Raw genomic sequence first — 15,865 nt, 5'->3', positions numbered from 1 at the left:
TTTGCGTGCTCAAACTGGTGCTCAAAATACGGAGCTAAGCAGCGACAGCAGGACCGGTTTCAACCTGGTGCACGGGCTTCCAATTACGGCAGCCGTGAGTGAGGTGTTGTCCCTGTTCAAGCAACGCCTCCATCAGCGCAAACAGTCGCAAAACCTCGAGAGGCAGGTACCAGCCATAAATTGAACAAATATGGAAATACGCAAACGAAAAGCGCACAAATCCGAGAGAATTACTACAAATACAAGAGCAGCAAATCAGCTTTGAAAAAATCCTACAATCACGCAAGCAGAACTTTATATGCCAGACGCGTTGGTGCATGTATTTGCTCAGCCACAGTTCTTGCACTTACATCTGTCGCAAGCAACCTGATATTCGCCGAAAAAATACTTGCTCGTTCAGCCACACAGGAAGATAGAGCAGAAGAGAAAATTGAAAAAGATAGCAACAAGCCTCCAACAACCAGCATTTCATATCCAATGCTGATCAATAAATCAGCACTACTAGATCTTGCGACGGGTGCAACATACCCTGCTGTAATCTCATCAGAGGACAGCCTGACTCCTTTCAAGGTCGAATACATTCAGTCAAAGGAACAAGAAAGTAAAAGCAAAATCATTGATAGCAGCAACATTCTTAGCTGGAGCGTTGGAAATTACACTGAACAGAAGTTCTCATTTGCGAATGCAGCTTCAGGAACACTCGGATTTGCCGCTGGAGCATTAATCATTCCGAGCCCGGCAACACCATTGCTATTGCTCATGTCTCCGCTAATGGGCGGAATAAGTGGCGCTACATCGGTCGACCCTAAGTGGAGGATTGCCCTTCAACTCATAAACGAAGAGGGGAGAGAGGAGACCATTCTTATTCAGTTTTTCACCGAAGAAGATGTTTCATTATTTGGAAATTACATAGAAGACAAAACATCCTTAAACGCAGGAGTCAAAAGATCACTTAGCGAGATATCAGAACTCCAGAAGGATCGGCTTTTTGCATTAATCAATAAGCGAAACAAGCTGGCGGCGAAGCTGTCGAAAGTAAACAGAAGAAAACCATGGTGCAGCGTCCTGGATTTATCAGGGACAACCGGCGACCCAAATGAGTATAACTCGGTGAACGACAAGGTAAAACAACTCTCTCAGAGATTATCAATAGATGTATCTCAACACAAACTAGACGTTTCCAATAGTGAGCTATGGGAACGGCACCTGGCAGCAAATCCGAACATCAAAATTTGGGCTGAGGCAAATCCCCAGGCAGCTGCCAAATTGAAGGAATGCCCCAGCCTTTAATGAAAAGGCTCATGCCTGAATAACAGGCTGCCGCTGATCTACGTGATCGGCAGCAGCGGGAACTAGACATTGACGGTAGTAGAGGATGACTAATCCATCAGCCAATCAAAGTCGTCCTCCCAGACTTGGTGCCTACCGCTATTTCGCCTGCGCTTCTTGGGTTTGGCTGGTTCAAAGAGCAAAGGAGGTGGCGGCAGCAAGAACGGCAGGACCGGAATCTCCTGGTTTCTCACCTGATACGGAATCACCTGCAGGCGAATTGGCTCCGCCCCCTCTGCAGGCAGTGCTGTCAACACCAATAACGCCAGCAATGCCCTTCGCACGCCCCACCTGAAAGATGGCCAACATTCTCGACGACGTTTGCGATGACGGCCCTGTGTTGTCACCACGGCTGTCCCGGCCCAAGGGCATCACCAAGCGTCAAGTGGAACGGTGCATCTCTGAGCTTTCAGAGCATTGGAGTGAGCAGGAACTCAACGATGTAATCGACATGTTCCAGACCCATGGCTTACTTTAAAAAGATCTGTGCTGATAAATGACAGATTCCAGCAAAGCCAAGACTCGCCAAGAAGCGAGAGACAAAGGCTTATCAACATACTTTACAGGCAAAACATGCAAAAACGGACATATCGCTGAACGCAACACATCTACTGGAGCGTGCAGGCAATGCGTCTGGGAAAGCAACCATAGGTCTGAAGAAGAAAAGCAGAGAATAAAGGAACTAAAATCAATCGAAGAAGAAAATGCCAAGAGCGAATACGGCGAACAACTAATTTCCAGAGCAGAAGCCAGATCCAAAGGCTTGACCCATTATTTCACCGGCAAGGCATGCAAAAATGGACACATCAGCAAAAGACTGACCAAATGCGGAAGATGCCTGGAGTGCTGCAATATGTGGGTGAGGAGAGATTATTCAACCAACCCAGATAAATTTCGACAACAGGCAAAGGACAGGTACGCATTAGACCCAGAAAAGCACGCCCAAAAAGCCGCTGACTGGCGAGCAGAAAACCCAGACAGGGTCAAGGCAATTCAAAAAGGATACAGAGAAAGAAATCCTGAGGTGGTATCAAAAAGAAAAAAAGAATGGAGAAAAAACAATCCCGACTATGCAGCAGAGCACAGAGAGAAAAACAGAGGTGAATACATGAACTACAGCGCCACCAGGCGAATAAGGAGAAACTCCGCTGTCGCGACTTCTATTGAAACAATGATGATCAAAATAAAGTATGAGCAATGTGCAGCACTTAACGATGAAGCTGGATACATTAAGTACCATGTCGACCATATTTGGCCCCTCTCAAGAGGGGGACCACACTTGCCATGGAATCTCCAAATCATTACCGCAGAATCAAATAGCCGCAAAGGCTCAAAGTTAGTTACTTAGATATGTGATTTTTAATGGCAATCACCACCAAACAGCAACGGCAGCAACGCCGCAGCGAGGCTCTTCAGCTGATTGCTGATGGTGTGCCGCCAACTGATGCAGCGACGCAGCTGTCATCCAAGTGGGGGTGCAGCAGGCGAACAAGCCTGCGTGACATAGAACTCGCCCAAAGTGAGCTTGCAACCGCCTTGGACTCATCAGAGTTGAGGCACATGGTCGGCTGGCTTGCGACTCAATATCAACGCCTAGCCGCCCGTGCAGAACGCGATGGCCAATACAGCGCAGCCTGCGGATGCTTGAACGCTTTGCGGGCAATGCTGATTCAGCCGCAGCTGGACAGGCAATTTGAAGCGCACTTCCGTGGCCGTTTTACGTACCAGGGGCACCGCAGGTATTAACTGAGCACCAGACTGAGCACAAACCGCAGCAGACCACAGCAAGAACACTTTGACCAACTGCGATTCGGAGCAATTAAGCCACTGCTAATGCAGCAATCGGCCAGGAAAGATCACCCATTTGCTAATCCACATCCATCGATAGGCACAAAAGGCCACGGTGCTCCATGCTGAGGAGTAGTGGTTTGGACTAAGCCAACAATGCGCAGACTATTTTTTCTCTTTTCCTTAGCAGCACTTCCGCTTCCAGCCATGGGCAACGACTTCTTCGCAATGCCAAAGAGCCTGAAGCAAAGCAATGGCGAGGTGATCTTGTACGAAAATATGAGCAGTTGCCAAAAAGAATTAATGAAACAATGGGTTAGGACAGCTATTGTTTACGAAGAAGTAAAGAAACTAAGGGCAGAGAACTCCAACACAGGAGCGCCGAAAATAGACCAAGAAACAATAAATCAGATGATGCTTAATCAACAACTGTACGACCATCAACTTGACATGCTCATATTGAAAGGCCTCCAATGAAACTCTTTTCTTTAAAGATGGTGGCACCATTGGCATCAGCCCTAATGGTCATTTCAGCCACACCTGCATATAGCTTTATAGATAAAATTTGGAATCTAGCCACTAAAAAAGGGTGCGAACAATGGGAATACATTAAATCTCTAAGACCCAAAGTGCATGATCACGACTACTGTTACGAATGGCTGGGCGAATCAGACAAGGCTTTCAGAGTATGGAAGATCAAGGATGGATCTATCGGCGAATTTTTATCACATGATGTATGGGTACTGAGCGGCAGCCTTAGCGGATTTGGCAACTGGCAGGGCAAAGGCAACTTAAAGGCAATACTTAGAGACGAGAACAAAAATACGCGCTACATGATTGAATGTTATGGCAGAAAATTTACTGGAAAGAAATACGGGCATTGCATAATCTCAGGCCTTGATTAGGGAGAGTCTTGTCGATACTTTGCCTAGAAAATCAATTCAGCATTTAAGACACTAACCAACGTCATACATGACAACACCCCTCCGATGGGAAGAAATCACATCTGATCTATTGCAATAACAGGAGTTTCTGGTATTCCCGTCGATGTTCCTTGGGAACTACAGTTTTTCCCGTTAAAGGCAGCAGGAACAGTCTCGGGAACTGGCAAGACCTCTGGATGTGACTGCCTTCTTGCTTTATTACTTCCTTCTAAAGAGAGATCCCTATTAGAGGTCAGCCGCTGCAGTGTTGACGGTGCCAGCGCAACCCGACCACGCGCTGGTTTAATAATCTCCCTTTTGGCCACCATGGCGCCAACAGTGTTGTCCACGGTCTTCTGAGCGTATCCATGGGCCGTGTAGACCTCATCACCCAATGATTGACGACTAAGGCTATTTCTGCCGTTTTGATGCGCCTTGTAGAGCACATCAGTAATGGCTTCTAAGCAAGTGCCGACTACATCACACTCAGGTGAAAGTAGAAAACCACCATTCTCACGATCAAGGCTAAATGTCAGCTTCCGGTGAGGATCAACAGTTGCAGCACGATCTTTTTTGAACTCAGCAGTTACACCAGCCGAACGACCCTCAGGATCAACAGCGCGAGCCAAACTAATGACCATAGAAGGATCTTCAGCCCAGCTCTTTGCACCAGCGTGAGTTCCGTTTCCAGTTCCATCGTGCGACAGCAAACAAATGCTGTGTTTAAGCGGCTGGCAGATGCCCTCACGCATGTAGCGCAGCAACTCCCGCACAGCATCGTTGTCTGAATAACTCCAGCCCGCTGCAGAGCTGACTGACTTGGCTGAATCAATCACAGTCCAGGCGATGTTGTTCTGCTGAACAAACTCCCGGAGATGAACGACACCGTTGATATCGGCACACCAGCTTTGGTGACCTTGGTCTGCAGCTTGCCCCCAAACCCAGATCATTTGATCAGGGTGGTCTGGCTTTAACAGTGGATCGTCAGGATCAACGCCAAGATCATCCAACGACTTTTTCAGCGGGCCAACGCCGCTATCTGTGCAAATAACCAACGTCCTCAGCCTCTCACCAGGAGTCGTCCGATCTAGGAACGGCTCACCCTTTGCAGCAGCAAGCGCCAAGCCAAGCGCCAGCGATGTCTTACCTGTGCCGAATGGGCCGTAAACCAGGCTGACATCACTGCTGGGAATCCAGCCATCCTTCAGATAACCAAGCTGCTCAACCTTGCTGAGATCAACGCTGTCGCTGGTCTTCTTGGCAACGGCAACTTCAGTGGCGGTAAAGGCTTTGAACAACTCACGGGTGATCTGACCATCGCTGATTTTGTAATCAGCCTTGAGGTCAGAACGACATTGCATCTCAGCGTCTCTGTCCTGTTTGAGGATCGCGTTGAGCGTTGCCCTCACCATGTCGGTGAAGGTGGTTTCGACTGGCTCAAGGCCAATATCAATGCCCTCTTGCTGCTGCCTAAACAGCTCTTGGTAATTCACTTCCATGGCGGATTTATCCCAACGAGGTTGTTCAGCAGTTCGGGGGCAGCCAGTTCCGTTTTGCAGGCTTCCAACACCCCAGCCAGTTGCCAGCTGACATCCTTGGCAGCACGTTCCACCAACGGCATCAGCCGTTTCACCGCTGGCATTGCTGCAGCAAATTGCCGCAGTATCGGCAGCAGGTCTTGGCCGCGTTGATCTGCCCTTTGAATCAGATCGCGAAGGGCCTTCCGCTCTTGGAACGACAGTGGCGTTTCCAAATAATCGGGGACTTCAAGCGCAAGATCAGCCAGCACCAGATACCGCTTGATCTCTGCCACCACTTCTGATGGCTTGGTCTTTGCCGTTGGCGAAACAACCTGCTTTCGCCCATGGCGTTTGCCGGTATACGGCACCAGAACGATGCAGTTGCTGCCAAGGCCAACGTCGTCAGCGATGACTTTGAACCGCTGGCTGGCGACAGTAACGATGCCGTTGGCATCAGCTGGTGGCAGCGGAAAGCTCTTGCCTTTCCAGTGAATGATCTTGTCGCCAACAGTGCCGCACTTGTTTGGCCTGCCGCAGATGCAGCGATTGTTCCGCGTTGCGGGTTGAAACTTGCCCCGTTGAGCACCAGAACGAGCACCAGCCTTAACGGGTCCAGAGCTGAACCCTCTGCCTGGCTTGTGTTTTGACGATAAAACCGACTGCTGATTATGCAGTGGTGGACTTAAAATTGAGTCTTCCTTGGCAGGGAGTGACTCAGGCCCAAGATGGGTTTGAGTCATTTTTTTGCCCCCACAAGATCAGCAACGACCTCATCAACGCGGCGAATCAGTTGACCACGCTCGTGGAAGGCTTCACGAACAGCATCAACATTCCAGACGATGCTGGCTGTTCGACTGACGCCGAGAATGTAGTGCTTACGGGGTAGCAGAAAGCCACCCTCATAATCAATACGGCAACGCTTTAAGTAAGAACGGCTTACAGCTAAATGCCTTGCAGCATCTGCCGTTTTGAGCCAAAGCTCGGGCATGACATAGGCACACGAAGGGTGTGTGCAGCGCCCCCATGCCTCATCCGGAGCAACTGCGACCCGTTCCAGAGCCTTCGTGATTTGGGCAGTGCCCCTAACCGTCGCCTAGCCGGTTAGTGCTTTGTTCCTTCGCAGGATTCCGACCGTCACATGATGCTGTGATCGCTGGCAAGCCAGATATGTCGGGGCCGCACTCAGAGAGTGGTCCGCGGGCAAGGCTCAAGAGTTTGAGTTCCCCTACGGTGACGAATGTCACGAGCGCAGTATAAGCATGATCAAGCTGATGCAACCCCCTGATTGAACCGTTCAAAGACTTTTTCCGTTTGATCAGGATCAATAAACTCGCTGTAATACCGCAAATGAGTTTGATGCGTATGCCCCATCGCAGCGGCGACAGCACGGGTTGGCACAATCATTTCCGTTGATTGATGCACCCGCCAAGCAAAGCTGTGGCGAAGAGCGTTTGGGGTGATTCTGGGCTCAACCTTGACCAGATCTTTCCAGAATTGTGTTGCTTTCACCTGCTCACTAAAAGCATCACCAACATCACGGAAGAATCCTTTCTCCTCAACCTTGTCAATCTGCTTGCGCAACCGCTGGGGCAGTTTTACAAGACCAGAATGATACTGAGCCAGCATATACATGGCCTCATCCACTGGCCTACCATCGCATTTGGCATACATCGCTAAGCGTGGCTCTTTGGGCGGCGCTGAGCGTGTTTTGGCATTGGCCTTCGCCTGCATACCAACCTTCAACTGCAAGCCTTTTGCTGTCTCTGTTGGCATCAACAGAGCAAGCTCACACACACGCAGACCAAAATATCCAGTCAGGCCAACCGCAAGCCTCAACTGGTCTTTGCCGTTTTCCTTGAGCCAATCAAGGAAGTCTGAAAACTGCTGATCCGTCAGCGGAATGGTCTTGCGCCCAACCTTGCTGTCAACCGGGCGAGTACCAATCAGCTCGCTTTTCAGCGCAGTCGATAATTTAGGGCGGTAACGATTACTAGCACCACATTCTTCAACAGCAAAGCTCAAGAAACGGGTGACATCTTCAATGCCACGCTTCCGGCCTGAGCCGCCAGCTGATGTAACAACAATCAGCTTCCCGTTTTTATCCTTCTTGTAAAAGTGCTGCTCGGCGTAAGCACGAATGAACGCTTCGTAGTTGCGGGGCTTCGGCGCTGTTTTTAATGTGTTCAGCGCCTTGGCTACACGCTGCTCAATCAGCTTCAGCGAGTTTGACCTGAGGATTGGCCTAAGCGATGCCAAGAACCGCTCAGCAGCGTTGTCCCAGCCTTCAGCGTTAAAGGCACCCTCACCGTCTTCACGCTTGTCACCAGACCATCCTTGGCGCTCAGTGATGGCCTGCTTAAGGCTCTTGCTGGCGTCCTCAGAAAGGATTTTCCGGATATCTCTGACCCACTCACGAATGGTGAGCGCATCTTCCGCAGTCCATGTCAGGTGCGGAGGAAGGTAGTTCTGCTGCCTGGTGCCGTCGTCAAAGATTGTCGTCAGCTGGACCTGTGAACGTCCTGAAGGCAGCTTCACCAGAAAGCCAGCGCCGTTGTCGAGCTTGATGTCCGAACGCAGCTTCTTGACCCACGCAGGCTGCTTTGCACGTTTTTGAGCACCAGCGGGCATTTTGAGCACGAAATGGAGCGTGGCTACAGACCGACTGCCTAGAGGGCAACTGGCCTCGCCTGTGCTCAATATTGTGCTCAAAACGGGCACAAGTGTCTACAAACTGGCCTAAGCGGCTGTGCTCAACGCCTTGGGCAAGCCAGTTATTGCAACGGTTCTGACTGGGATCTCGGCGCCAAAAGCCGGTTTCTTTGAAATTTCACCGATTGCCTTCTAAGCAGTCGGTCGATGGTTCGAATCCATCATGGGGCGTGTACGACGAAGCCACTCCAACGGATACGTCTCGGAATGGTTCAAACGAGTTGTGGAGCCCCCCGGAGTGTTGAGGGGCATGGCTTCAATCAGACGATCAGCTGTAGGCCTTGGCAATCAGGGGGCCAGCTTGCTCATCTGACAGCACCGGGGTGACCTCCCAGTCGAGGCACTCGGCCCACTCCGCGGCGTGCTCGTAACAGGCATCGGCATTGTCTGCCTCCACGAGAATCCAGCCCTCAACGGAACCCGGTGCATGCCAACGCTTCCAGGACTTGCACTCGGGGAAAGGCGCACCCGTTGCCAGGAACTTCTTAGCAGCAATTTCGTGGTAGCCGGTCTTGAACGACCAGTGCATCAAAAAGGTCATGGAAGGTGTTGAAGCCAACGAACATTCCCACAGGCCAAACAGTTTGTCTGTGAGGGCAAACACGGCGGGATAGATCGCTGCAAGCCCTTCCCTCAATCGTCGTCAGCAATCGTCTTGCATCCAGCGTTATGCGCGGTTACATGGGAGCCATGCAGCCAGATGGCGGAATGCCGGAGCTTCTCAAGCGTCAGATTGACCGCCTGGAAACCGCCATTGACCTCTCGACGGACTGGCTTGAAATTCAATATCTGATGGTTGAGCTCGATCAGCTCAAGGCTTTGTATGAGGAGGAGGAATCAGAGGCTGCATAAGCGGGTTTTGACCTCAGCCTCAGAGCACAACCCATCGAGCTCAGCAACACGTCAGGCCAGCTTGTTCAGCGTTCTTGATCCAACCCTGCCAGCGTGGGAAATCACTAACGTTCCATGGCATGAATAACGAGCAGCAGGCGGAACTGGAACGCCTCGAGCGTGTGCTTGCGGTGGCCAAGCGGAACGGGAACGAGCTGTTCATTCAGAACATCGAACGGGAGATCAGCGCCGTTCAGCGGGGCGAACACTCCCCCCTCATCGAGGAATACCTCACAGCGGAAGAGCGGGCATCAAGGGGCGTCGACAACCAGCCCGAGGCTTGAAACCAACTGAAAGGCACGTCATCCCAACAATCGATCGTTCAGGCCCTCAAGGCAATGCGCCTTAATGCTGATGACTTTGTGCCCGGAAGGCACAAAACTATGGGCATCGAGATCGGAGGAGCCCATGACGGACGACACTCCACCCCAACAGACCGAAGAAGCAGACTGACTTTCTGGCCCCTGCTCCAACAGTCTCAACAATGACCTGGGTTGGTCCTTTGGTGGGCACGCAATGGTCCGCCACGCCAATCGACGCTCCACTTGCACCGTTTCAGGTGCCCTCGGAGAAAACGACCCAACACCTCGAGCCCATGGCCCCAGGGCGCCTCGAGCCAGACGCTTAGACCCTTTCTTTCCCTAGCTGAAGTGATGGGTTGAACGATGCACAAACGAGCGAGTTAGGCCGTCTTTCCACCGGGAAGGGCGGCCTTCCTTTTTGGCTGATCACCCATGAAACAGGAGCCACCCGATCTCATCTGGGGCTCACATTTAAACAGTTAAGGGAAGAGTCATTCCGGCAAGCATCAAGCGTCTGCATCCTCCACATCGGCCCCAGAACCAACACCTTCAGCAACAGGATCCTGACCAGGCCGCCAGCCACTCTCCCAGATTTCACGCGTCTTGAGATTCAACTCATCGCGCGAAAGTCCCCATAGCGTGAGACATTTCTGCAGATCATCACGAATATCTTCAGCGCCAGGAAAATCCGCATATCGCGAAAATAACGCGGCAATCGTTGTCAACTGCTGCGGGCCTGGTTCGCCTTCATGACCCAACACAGCATCAATCTGGTCGCGATCAATGGCGTAAAGCGGATGGGTTTGCTGCGTGTCGTCGGTCATCCACCGATCATGCCTGAACAGGGGGAGCAGAGCAGCAGATCAGTCGAGCTCCCAGCACTCAGACCCACGACTGGTGAGCAGGCAGACAACATGCTTTTCCTCGCTGATCAGGCGATACGTGTGCCCATCAGCATCACTACGGGCACGGGCATGCCAGAAGGCATTGTCTTTGGAAGCGTGTTCGGCACGATTGGACCAACCATCAACTGTTAGCTCTTGAACCGCAAACATGCGCCTGACTCGAACTGAACAAAGGCTCGAGGAGCACGCACGTTCTGAGCAGGATCAACAGAAACTCGTTGGGATCGCTTGATCAGCTGTTGTAATCAGCGCAAAGCCGAGATTTTGTCGACACTTGAACCAACTTCCTCAATAGAAAGACGCTCAGCTGAGGCGTCATTTTGAAGACGAAAGAGAAAGCCATTTACCCAAGCTGTCTCTTTATTGTTGACCTCATGGCCACGGTCAACGAACCCGGGCTGCTGCTGGAACAGATACAGGAGAATGGTCAAAACGTCCTGCGGCGAAAGATTTTCTGGGTCAATCGATGGCAGTTGATCCCTTACATCCAGATACGACATTGACCCGGTGGTCGCAACATCAAAGGCCACTGTCGACTTGCACGCACGATCAGTCCATCCAAACAAAAAGCCCCACCGAAGTGGGGCTTCATCTCTTGAGTGAAACAGGAGTCAGAGCCAATTGGCACGCATAGCCTCGTAGGTCACTCCTCGGTATTTCAACTGAGTTGGAGCAACCTTCTCCTTCGCCAGCTTGACGGGAGAGAGATGTGCAGAGGTGTAGTCGCCGGATTCAGATCCGCGAGCCACGGCCTTTTTGGAGCTGTTGCGGAGCTGCACGCGCAGCTCACGCTCCTTAAGAAGCTGAAGAGCATTCATGGTGTTCCTCGTAGAAAGCTCAGGCCCCGTTCCATGCCCTGAGTCGAACTGCGCTCCGCTGTGTAGCGAAGTGAACGTTTGTAGCGGTTGCTACAAAAAATATAGGGCACCCAGGCCGAGTTGCGCTGTTCATCCCGTTACAGCCAGAGGCAATTAAATCAAGTTCAACCGCAAAAGCTGCGCCAATGCGAGCGAATTGTGGTCGTCTTCGTTGGTCGTTCTCAATTCAAGGTTAAAAAAGAGCGCTGATTGCTCCTGAACAAAAGGGCCTGCATGCCACGTTCCCGGATGCAGCTTGAAGGCTTCACCGGCCTGAAACTTGATCAGAGCGATCGAGGATGCGGGGGGCGGACAGCCGGAATCCGTGGAAGGGGCCATGGCCAGCCACCAGGGCTGGGCATCGGCAGACCCCAGACACTGACTCACGCGATGGTGCCGCGTCATCGACTTGAGCACAGGAGGCCGGCGGCGGATCCGCATCACGTAAAAGCGCGGTTGACCGTCTGCAGCGAAATACAGATCTGCGTCCGCTGAACCGAACAATGCAGGATCACTCTGCGGACGCAACAAGGTGCCACAGCGCTCCAGCCAAGGCGAGTCCGATGCAATCGGCGTCAGGCTCTGGGCTTCCTCATGATCCATCCCGTCAGGATATGAAAACCAGCCCATGCACCCGCGCAACAAATGGTGCCTTCGGCCACTGACGGCAGGGTCGGAACTCCCTATCACCTGAAAAAGGTGAACCGATCATGCTGACCACGTCGACACGCTTGAAACTGCAAAACATCTGCAGCCGCCTGGCGCAGGGTGAGTTCGTGTCACTCCAGGAACGCGTCTACCTTCAAAAATTTGCCGAACGCGATCGCAGCGTGAGCACGTGGGTGAGCAGAGCGCAACGCTTTCAACAGGAAGGCACACAACAAGGCCTCGACGGCTTGATGGCCGATCTCGACCTGGGGCGACGTCATCCAGACGACCCTGAGCATCCAGAAGATGATCTCGGCGACTGGTTCAGCAATGCTTCGCCTTGGCTGCGTCGCGACTGACGCGCCTTAGCTGGGATCGTCGAGGGGGCCGAAATGGTTGACGGCAACCGCCTGCAACGTCTTCAACGATTCCAGAACAGCCAGGCGTTGCTGAGCCTGAGCAAGCATCGGCTTGCCATGGGGGACGCATGATTCGATCAGAGATGCCGCCTCAGAGGCTTCAGCCTTCACCCAGCCAGTGCATCGCTCAAGGCGGGTGGTGAGATCACCATCACGCAATGCGCCCGAGTAGTTCGGCCCCGCGAAAACCTCGAGAAGTGTCGCCAGCGCATCCCTGGCCTGCTCCCGGTTCACCGTCATAGGGCTTGTGGAATACGGGACCACACTGGCAGCCCAGGCACAAAAAAGCCGCCTCAAATGGGCGGCCGGGTGATGGGGATATCCACAGCTTACCCGAACGAACCAGTGATTGCAGGCCTTCTGAAGAAATGGCGACAACACAGACTGCCAAGGTTTTCCACCTTCCTGTGGATAAGCTGCCACCAAACGGTGTTTTGTGAAATTTAATCCACCACATCTAGCGGATCAGCTGCACAAACTTGACGAGAAGCACTACACTTCTTGAAAAGCCGGGTGATGGGGATTACTTGGCTTATTCCTCCGTTTAACGGAGGTTTTTTTATGCCTTTTTCCATGACAAGTCAGCCCTGTCTGCAGAGCTCACATGGCCAAGGAGCATGTCCATGCAGAAGAGGCAAGCCACATCTGCACAACTTTGTTCACGGATCTGACTCATCTCAGTGAACTGGAGAAACTGCTTCAGGTCTGATGACCCAGTCCAGTGAAATCAAACCAACAACTTTGTCAGGCAAGACTGAGATCCACGCCATAGGCTCCGTGCAGCAACGCAAGATCTCGACCAGATGCGTGCCCTGAACGGATTGCTGCTGCTAGCGATTGCTCTGAGCGTGCTCCCGTCTTCAGCAGGCGCTCTTGAGCTGGGTCCTTGTGAACCGGCCGAAGCGGTGAAAATCATCGACACCAGCCTGGGACAAGGAAAAACGCTTCAGCAAGCCATGCAGATGATGATTAAAGCGAAAGTGTTCGACGGATCCAAGGCGTGCATCACCTTCATCCGCGAGACCTCGATGAGCATGCGCGATTCATACCCAAGAGCCTTTAAATCGCTTTGGTTGAACTAGGCATCCTTCGGATCCTGATGATGTCGGTTTGGCGGAGAACCGGGCCTTAAGCCAACGGCCCACGAGCAAACCCGACATCATCGAGTCAGGATCTCGGCCCATCATGCAAACCCCACGACGGATCAACGATCCCGCCAATAGCCTCGCCGTGGTGGTTGCCGTCGTTCTCAGCGCGCTGCTGTTGTTGGGGCAGGCTCTGTTCATCGTTCCGGCCGGCAAGGTTGCCGTGGTCACCACCTTGGGCAAGGTGAGCGGAGGATCGAGACTCCCGGGCCTCAATCTCAAGGTGCCGTTCATTCAATCGGTGTATCCCTTTGATGTGCGCACCCAGGTCAGACCGGAGGAATTTGCCACCCTCACCAAAGACCTCCAGGTGATCGAAGCCACCGCAACCGTGAAATATGCCGTTCGCCCCAACGAAGCCGGACGGATCTACAGAACGATCGCCGGCAACGATCGCGAGATCTACCCCCGCATCATTCAGCCGTCATTGCTGAAAGCCCTGAAGTCGGTCTTCTCCCAATACGAGCTCGTCACCATTGCCACCGAATGGAACGACATCTCCGCCCTGGTGGAGCGCACGGTCGCCGAAGAACTCGACAAATTTGATTACGTGGAAGTGCGGGGGCTCGACCTCACAGGCCTGCAAATCGCCGAGGAATATCGCGCTGCCATTGAACAAAAACAGATCGCAGAGCAGCAACTGCTCCGCGCCCAGACCGAAGTGAAGATCGCTGAGCAGGAAGCCCTGCGCTACGACACCCTCAACCGCAGCCTCGACGATCAGGTGCTCTACAAGCTTTTCCTCGACAAATGGGATGGGCAAACGGAGGTGGTACCGGCCCTTCCGGGCAGCAACGCCAGCACACCTCCAGTAATTGTGGGGCGACGCAGCTGAAATAACGCAAGCCGTGGTTGTTGATCAACAATCGCTTCTCGAAGACAAAGATCGTCTCGAAGAACTGCGCCGCAGTTACGACGGCGAAGCACGACTGAACGAGTCCTTCATCGTTCTGACGGTTGGCGCCAGCCTGAGATCGCCAGCCTGGGTTTGGTCGCCGACAACAATGCTGTGATCATTGGTGCCATGGTTGTGGCGCCGTGGATCCTGCCGCTGCGGGTGGCGGTGTTCGCGATTCTGATCGGGCAGGCCAGGCTGTTGTCACGATCACTGATCACCCTTGTCGCCGGAGCAGGGATCACCTTGATCCTGTCGATGGGATGGGCCTCATCGCACGCCGTCAGGGCTTGCTTGTGGTCGAGGCCTTGCCAGAACAGATCGTCGCCCGACTTGAGCCCAACACATTTGATTTGGGGATCGCCCTGCCTGCAGGTGCCATCGCGACCTACGCCAAGGTCAACCCGGGTGCCGTGAGTTCGATGGCCGGCACGGCGATTGCCGTGGCCTTGGTGCCACCGGTATGCGTGATGGGATTGATGCTCTCCGGGCCAGACATCAGCAACGCCCAAGGGCCTGCACTGCTCTATGCCGCCAACCTGCTTGGAATTCTGATTGGCGGGATCACGGTTCTGGCGATTCGTGAGCCGTACTTCCGCGACAAACTCAGGCGCCGCCGCCGCTCACGCTTACCCGTGCTGTTGGCATTGGGTTTGGCCGTGGTGGTGAGTCAAAAACTGTATGGGAGGTATGAGCAATACCGATACAGGCTGAATCGGGAGGTGGCCCAAAAACAGATTGAATCGGAGATCCGCTACTAGCTCAAGAATGAGACATTGACCTTTGGCGCCAACGACGCCGTGGAACTGGAAAAGGTTGTCTTCGACTGGCCTGACTACTGGGAACAAAATCAAGCCCCAAGTTTCCTGGTGGTGGTGCGATCACTCGACCCCAAGCTACCGAGTTACAAGCAGGTTCAGAACATTCAAGACACGATCAACAGCAGACTTTCAGGGCAGTTCCCTGGCCTTGAACTGCAGATGCAGGTGCAACGCATCAACGTGAGCGTGGTGGAAGGCAATGAAGTGGACCTTGAGGTTAACCTCGAGCAAATCATCAACGAAGCGGATACCAGCCAAGCACCGCCACAGGCGCTTGAAGATGAACCAAAAGTTCAAGCAGAAGATTCAGCCGTAGCTGAAATCTGTTCAGAGCCAGATTGCTGAAACGCGATTTATTTGCGGGTCAGGATGACAAACAGGGCGTGAATCACAGCGGCTGGCCACATGCCAAACAACACTGGGAAGCCAAGGCCACCAACGGCAAGGAGATAGATCACCAGGTTGATCCAAAAGGGCTGCGTCAATCCCACCTGAGTGAAGACGCCCAGAGGGGGAATGAACAGGGCAATGATGATCCGAAAGATGTCGCCGCAGGTCATCAGAGAAAGCACGGGAGTGCCTATGTCTAGCCATCAGAGCCTGACGCACAGATGGCTCTTCTCTATTGATGGTTGATTGGAGCTCAATTCTGAAAGCACAACAAAAAGCCCCCTCCGAGGAGGGGGCTTTCCGATTCAGTTGATCTGAATCGT

25 protein-coding genes and 1 tRNA gene are annotated in these 15,865 nt (G+C 52.8%); 15 read left to right on the top strand and 11 right to left on the bottom strand.

Annotation, left to right across the window (positions count from 1 at the left end):
* Positions 1-261 precede the first annotated feature (261 nt).
* The 5 genes from DXY02_RS04360 (at position 262) to DXY02_RS12105 (ending at position 4,022) form a co-directional block, all read left to right on the top strand.
* Complete coding sequence (locus DXY02_RS04360; RefSeq protein WP_137024388.1) at positions 262-1,290, top strand: hypothetical protein; 1,029 nt, start codon at positions 262-264, stop codon at positions 1,288-1,290.
* A 337-nt stretch (positions 1,291-1,627) separates the two neighbouring features.
* On the top strand, positions 1,628-1,807 hold the full coding sequence (locus DXY02_RS04350; RefSeq protein WP_114988203.1) for a hypothetical protein: 180 nt from the start codon (positions 1,628-1,630) through the stop codon (positions 1,805-1,807).
* Positions 1,808-1,825: 18 nt separating this feature from the next.
* Entirely contained in the window at positions 1,826-2,677 is an 852-nt protein-coding gene (locus tag DXY02_RS04345; RefSeq protein WP_114988202.1) for an HNH endonuclease signature motif containing protein, read from the top strand.
* Positions 2,678-3,324: 647 nt separating this feature from the next.
* Entirely contained in the window at positions 3,325-3,594 is a 270-nt protein-coding gene (locus DXY02_RS04335; protein WP_114988200.1) for a hypothetical protein, read from the top strand.
* On the top strand, positions 3,591-4,022 hold the full coding sequence (locus DXY02_RS12105) for a hypothetical protein (protein WP_137024386.1): 432 nt from the start codon (positions 3,591-3,593) through the stop codon (positions 4,020-4,022). The genes DXY02_RS04335 and DXY02_RS12105 overlap by 4 nt, the downstream gene beginning before the upstream one ends.
* A 95-nt stretch (positions 4,023-4,117) precedes the next feature.
* Here the strand turns inward: DXY02_RS12105 and DXY02_RS04330 are convergent, their stop codons facing one another.
* From DXY02_RS04330 to DXY02_RS04310, 4 genes are all read right to left on the bottom strand, one after another.
* Positions 4,118-5,539 carry an AAA family ATPase gene (locus tag DXY02_RS04330; RefSeq protein WP_114988199.1) on the bottom strand — a complete coding sequence of 474 codons (1,422 nt, stop codon included), beginning with the start codon at positions 5,537-5,539 and terminating at the stop codon, positions 4,118-4,120.
* On the bottom strand, positions 5,530-5,928 hold the full coding sequence (locus DXY02_RS04325; protein WP_137024383.1) for a hypothetical protein: 399 nt from the start codon (positions 5,926-5,928) through the stop codon (positions 5,530-5,532). The genes DXY02_RS04330 and DXY02_RS04325 overlap by 10 nt, the downstream gene beginning before the upstream one ends.
* Positions 5,929-6,296: 368 nt before the next feature.
* Positions 6,297-6,548, bottom strand: a complete 252-nt coding sequence (locus tag DXY02_RS04315; RefSeq protein WP_114988196.1) for a hypothetical protein — start codon at positions 6,546-6,548, stop codon at positions 6,297-6,299.
* A gap of 275 nt (positions 6,549-6,823) precedes the next feature.
* Positions 6,824-8,197 (bottom strand): tyrosine-type recombinase/integrase, encoded by a 1,374-nt coding sequence (locus DXY02_RS04310; protein ID WP_137024381.1) that lies wholly within the window; start codon positions 8,195-8,197, stop codon positions 6,824-6,826.
* A 163-nt stretch (positions 8,198-8,360) separates the two neighbouring features.
* Here DXY02_RS04310 and DXY02_RS12420 point away from each other — a divergent pair.
* Positions 8,361-8,440: transfer RNA gene (locus DXY02_RS12420), tRNA-Ser, on the top strand.
* Between the two features lie 97 nt (positions 8,441-8,537).
* On the opposite strand, the gene DXY02_RS04305 is transcribed toward DXY02_RS12420, so the two are convergent.
* Positions 8,538-8,810, bottom strand: a complete 273-nt coding sequence (locus DXY02_RS04305) for a DUF3303 domain-containing protein (protein WP_114988194.1) — start codon at positions 8,808-8,810, stop codon at positions 8,538-8,540.
* 128 nt (positions 8,811-8,938) lie between these two features.
* Between DXY02_RS04305 and DXY02_RS04300 the strand changes: the two genes are divergently transcribed.
* Both DXY02_RS04300 and DXY02_RS04295 read left to right on the top strand, forming a co-directional pair.
* Complete coding sequence (locus DXY02_RS04300; RefSeq protein WP_114988193.1) at positions 8,939-9,121, top strand: hypothetical protein; 183 nt, start codon at positions 8,939-8,941, stop codon at positions 9,119-9,121.
* Between the two features lie 119 nt (positions 9,122-9,240).
* Positions 9,241-9,444: a hypothetical protein gene (locus tag DXY02_RS04295; RefSeq protein ID WP_114988289.1), complete on the top strand. Its 204-nt coding sequence runs from the start codon at positions 9,241-9,243 to the stop codon at positions 9,442-9,444.
* A 524-nt stretch (positions 9,445-9,968) separates the two neighbouring features.
* Here DXY02_RS04295 and DXY02_RS04285 read toward each other — a convergent pair.
* From DXY02_RS04285 to DXY02_RS04265, 4 genes are all read right to left on the bottom strand, one after another.
* On the bottom strand, positions 9,969-10,286 hold the full coding sequence (locus DXY02_RS04285) for a DUF3288 family protein (protein ID WP_114988192.1): 318 nt from the start codon (positions 10,284-10,286) through the stop codon (positions 9,969-9,971).
* 326 nt (positions 10,287-10,612) lie between these two features.
* Positions 10,613-10,897: a hypothetical protein gene (locus DXY02_RS04275; protein ID WP_114988191.1), complete on the bottom strand. Its 285-nt coding sequence runs from the start codon at positions 10,895-10,897 to the stop codon at positions 10,613-10,615.
* 81 nt (positions 10,898-10,978) lie between these two features.
* Entirely contained in the window at positions 10,979-11,185 is a 207-nt protein-coding gene (locus DXY02_RS04270) for a hypothetical protein (RefSeq protein ID WP_114988190.1), read from the bottom strand.
* 153 nt (positions 11,186-11,338) lie between these two features.
* Entirely contained in the window at positions 11,339-11,827 is a 489-nt protein-coding gene (locus tag DXY02_RS04265; RefSeq protein WP_244276147.1) for a hypothetical protein, read from the bottom strand.
* A 107-nt stretch (positions 11,828-11,934) separates the two neighbouring features.
* Here DXY02_RS04265 and DXY02_RS04260 point away from each other — a divergent pair, with 107 nt between their 5' ends.
* Positions 11,935-12,231 (top strand): hypothetical protein, encoded by a 297-nt coding sequence (locus tag DXY02_RS04260; protein ID WP_114988188.1) that lies wholly within the window; start codon positions 11,935-11,937, stop codon positions 12,229-12,231.
* 6 nt (positions 12,232-12,237) lie between these two features.
* Here the strand turns inward: DXY02_RS04260 and DXY02_RS04255 are convergent, their stop codons facing one another.
* Positions 12,238-12,531, bottom strand: coding sequence for a hypothetical protein (locus tag DXY02_RS04255; RefSeq protein ID WP_114988187.1), 294 nt, complete (start codon positions 12,529-12,531; stop codon positions 12,238-12,240).
* A 581-nt stretch (positions 12,532-13,112) separates the two neighbouring features.
* Between DXY02_RS04255 and DXY02_RS04250 the strand changes: the two genes are divergently transcribed.
* From DXY02_RS04250 to DXY02_RS12895, 6 genes are all read left to right on the top strand, one after another.
* Entirely contained in the window at positions 13,113-13,373 is a 261-nt protein-coding gene (locus tag DXY02_RS04250; protein WP_244276146.1) for a hypothetical protein, read from the top strand.
* A gap of 103 nt (positions 13,374-13,476) precedes the next feature.
* Positions 13,477-14,271: a prohibitin family protein gene (locus tag DXY02_RS04245; RefSeq protein ID WP_114988288.1), complete on the top strand. Its 795-nt coding sequence runs from the start codon at positions 13,477-13,479 to the stop codon at positions 14,269-14,271.
* Positions 14,272-14,284: 13 nt separating this feature from the next.
* Positions 14,285-14,449, top strand: coding sequence for a hypothetical protein (locus DXY02_RS12905; RefSeq protein ID WP_244276145.1), 165 nt, complete (start codon positions 14,285-14,287; stop codon positions 14,447-14,449).
* Between the two features lie 11 nt (positions 14,450-14,460).
* Positions 14,461-14,748: a DUF389 domain-containing protein gene (locus tag DXY02_RS13060; protein WP_256377299.1), complete on the top strand. Its 288-nt coding sequence runs from the start codon at positions 14,461-14,463 to the stop codon at positions 14,746-14,748.
* A complete protein-coding gene (locus DXY02_RS12900) occupies positions 14,640-15,092 on the top strand; it encodes a DUF389 domain-containing protein (RefSeq protein WP_256377297.1) in 453 nt (150 codons plus the stop codon). Before DXY02_RS13060 ends, DXY02_RS12900 begins: the two co-directional genes overlap by 109 nt.
* Before the next feature lie 15 nt (positions 15,093-15,107).
* On the top strand, positions 15,108-15,497 hold the full coding sequence (locus tag DXY02_RS12895; protein ID WP_244276143.1) for a hypothetical protein: 390 nt from the start codon (positions 15,108-15,110) through the stop codon (positions 15,495-15,497).
* Between the two features lie 8 nt (positions 15,498-15,505).
* Here the strand turns inward: DXY02_RS12895 and DXY02_RS04235 are convergent, their stop codons facing one another.
* Entirely contained in the window at positions 15,506-15,712 is a 207-nt protein-coding gene (locus DXY02_RS04235) for a YqaE/Pmp3 family membrane protein (protein WP_114988185.1), read from the bottom strand.
* Positions 15,713-15,865: the final 153 nt, after the last annotated feature.

Source organism: Synechococcus sp. N19 (genome assembly GCF_900474045.1).
Taxonomy (GTDB): Bacteria; Cyanobacteriota; Cyanobacteriia; order PCC-6307; family Cyanobiaceae; genus Parasynechococcus.
Note: the sequence above shows the minus strand (reverse complement) of the source record. Positions and strands in the feature narration are given on the sequence as shown.

Coding starts and splice junctions, on each gene's coding strand:
- DXY02_RS04350 (WP_114988203.1), top strand. CDS start 1,628: ATGGCCAACATTCTCGACGACGTTTGCGATGACGGCCCTGTGTTGTCA.
- DXY02_RS04345 (WP_114988202.1), top strand. CDS start 1,826: ATGACAGATTCCAGCAAAGCCAAGACTCGCCAAGAAGCGAGAGACAAA.
- DXY02_RS04335 (WP_114988200.1), top strand. CDS start 3,325: ATGGGCAACGACTTCTTCGCAATGCCAAAGAGCCTGAAGCAAAGCAAT.
- DXY02_RS12105 (WP_137024386.1), top strand. CDS start 3,591: ATGAAACTCTTTTCTTTAAAGATGGTGGCACCATTGGCATCAGCCCTA.
- DXY02_RS04330 (WP_114988199.1), bottom strand. CDS start 5,539: ATGGAAGTGAATTACCAAGAGCTGTTTAGGCAGCAGCAAGAGGGCATT.
- DXY02_RS04315 (WP_114988196.1), bottom strand. CDS start 6,548: ATGCCCGAGCTTTGGCTCAAAACGGCAGATGCTGCAAGGCATTTAGCT.
- DXY02_RS04305 (WP_114988194.1), bottom strand. CDS start 8,810: ATGACCTTTTTGATGCACTGGTCGTTCAAGACCGGCTACCACGAAATT.
- DXY02_RS04300 (WP_114988193.1), top strand. CDS start 8,939: ATGCGCGGTTACATGGGAGCCATGCAGCCAGATGGCGGAATGCCGGAG.
- DXY02_RS04295 (WP_114988289.1), top strand. CDS start 9,241: ATGAATAACGAGCAGCAGGCGGAACTGGAACGCCTCGAGCGTGTGCTT.
- DXY02_RS04285 (WP_114988192.1), bottom strand. CDS start 10,286: ATGACCGACGACACGCAGCAAACCCATCCGCTTTACGCCATTGATCGC.
- DXY02_RS04270 (WP_114988190.1), bottom strand. CDS start 11,185: ATGAATGCTCTTCAGCTTCTTAAGGAGCGTGAGCTGCGCGTGCAGCTC.
- DXY02_RS04265 (WP_244276147.1), bottom strand. CDS start 11,827: ATGGATCATGAGGAAGCCCAGAGCCTGACGCCGATTGCATCGGACTCG.
- DXY02_RS04260 (WP_114988188.1), top strand. CDS start 11,935: ATGCTGACCACGTCGACACGCTTGAAACTGCAAAACATCTGCAGCCGC.
- DXY02_RS04255 (WP_114988187.1), bottom strand. CDS start 12,531: ATGACGGTGAACCGGGAGCAGGCCAGGGATGCGCTGGCGACACTTCTC.
- DXY02_RS04245 (WP_114988288.1), top strand. CDS start 13,477: ATGCAAACCCCACGACGGATCAACGATCCCGCCAATAGCCTCGCCGTG.
- DXY02_RS13060 (WP_256377299.1), top strand. CDS start 14,461: ATGGTTGTGGCGCCGTGGATCCTGCCGCTGCGGGTGGCGGTGTTCGCG.
- DXY02_RS04235 (WP_114988185.1), bottom strand. CDS start 15,712: ATGACCTGCGGCGACATCTTTCGGATCATCATTGCCCTGTTCATTCCC.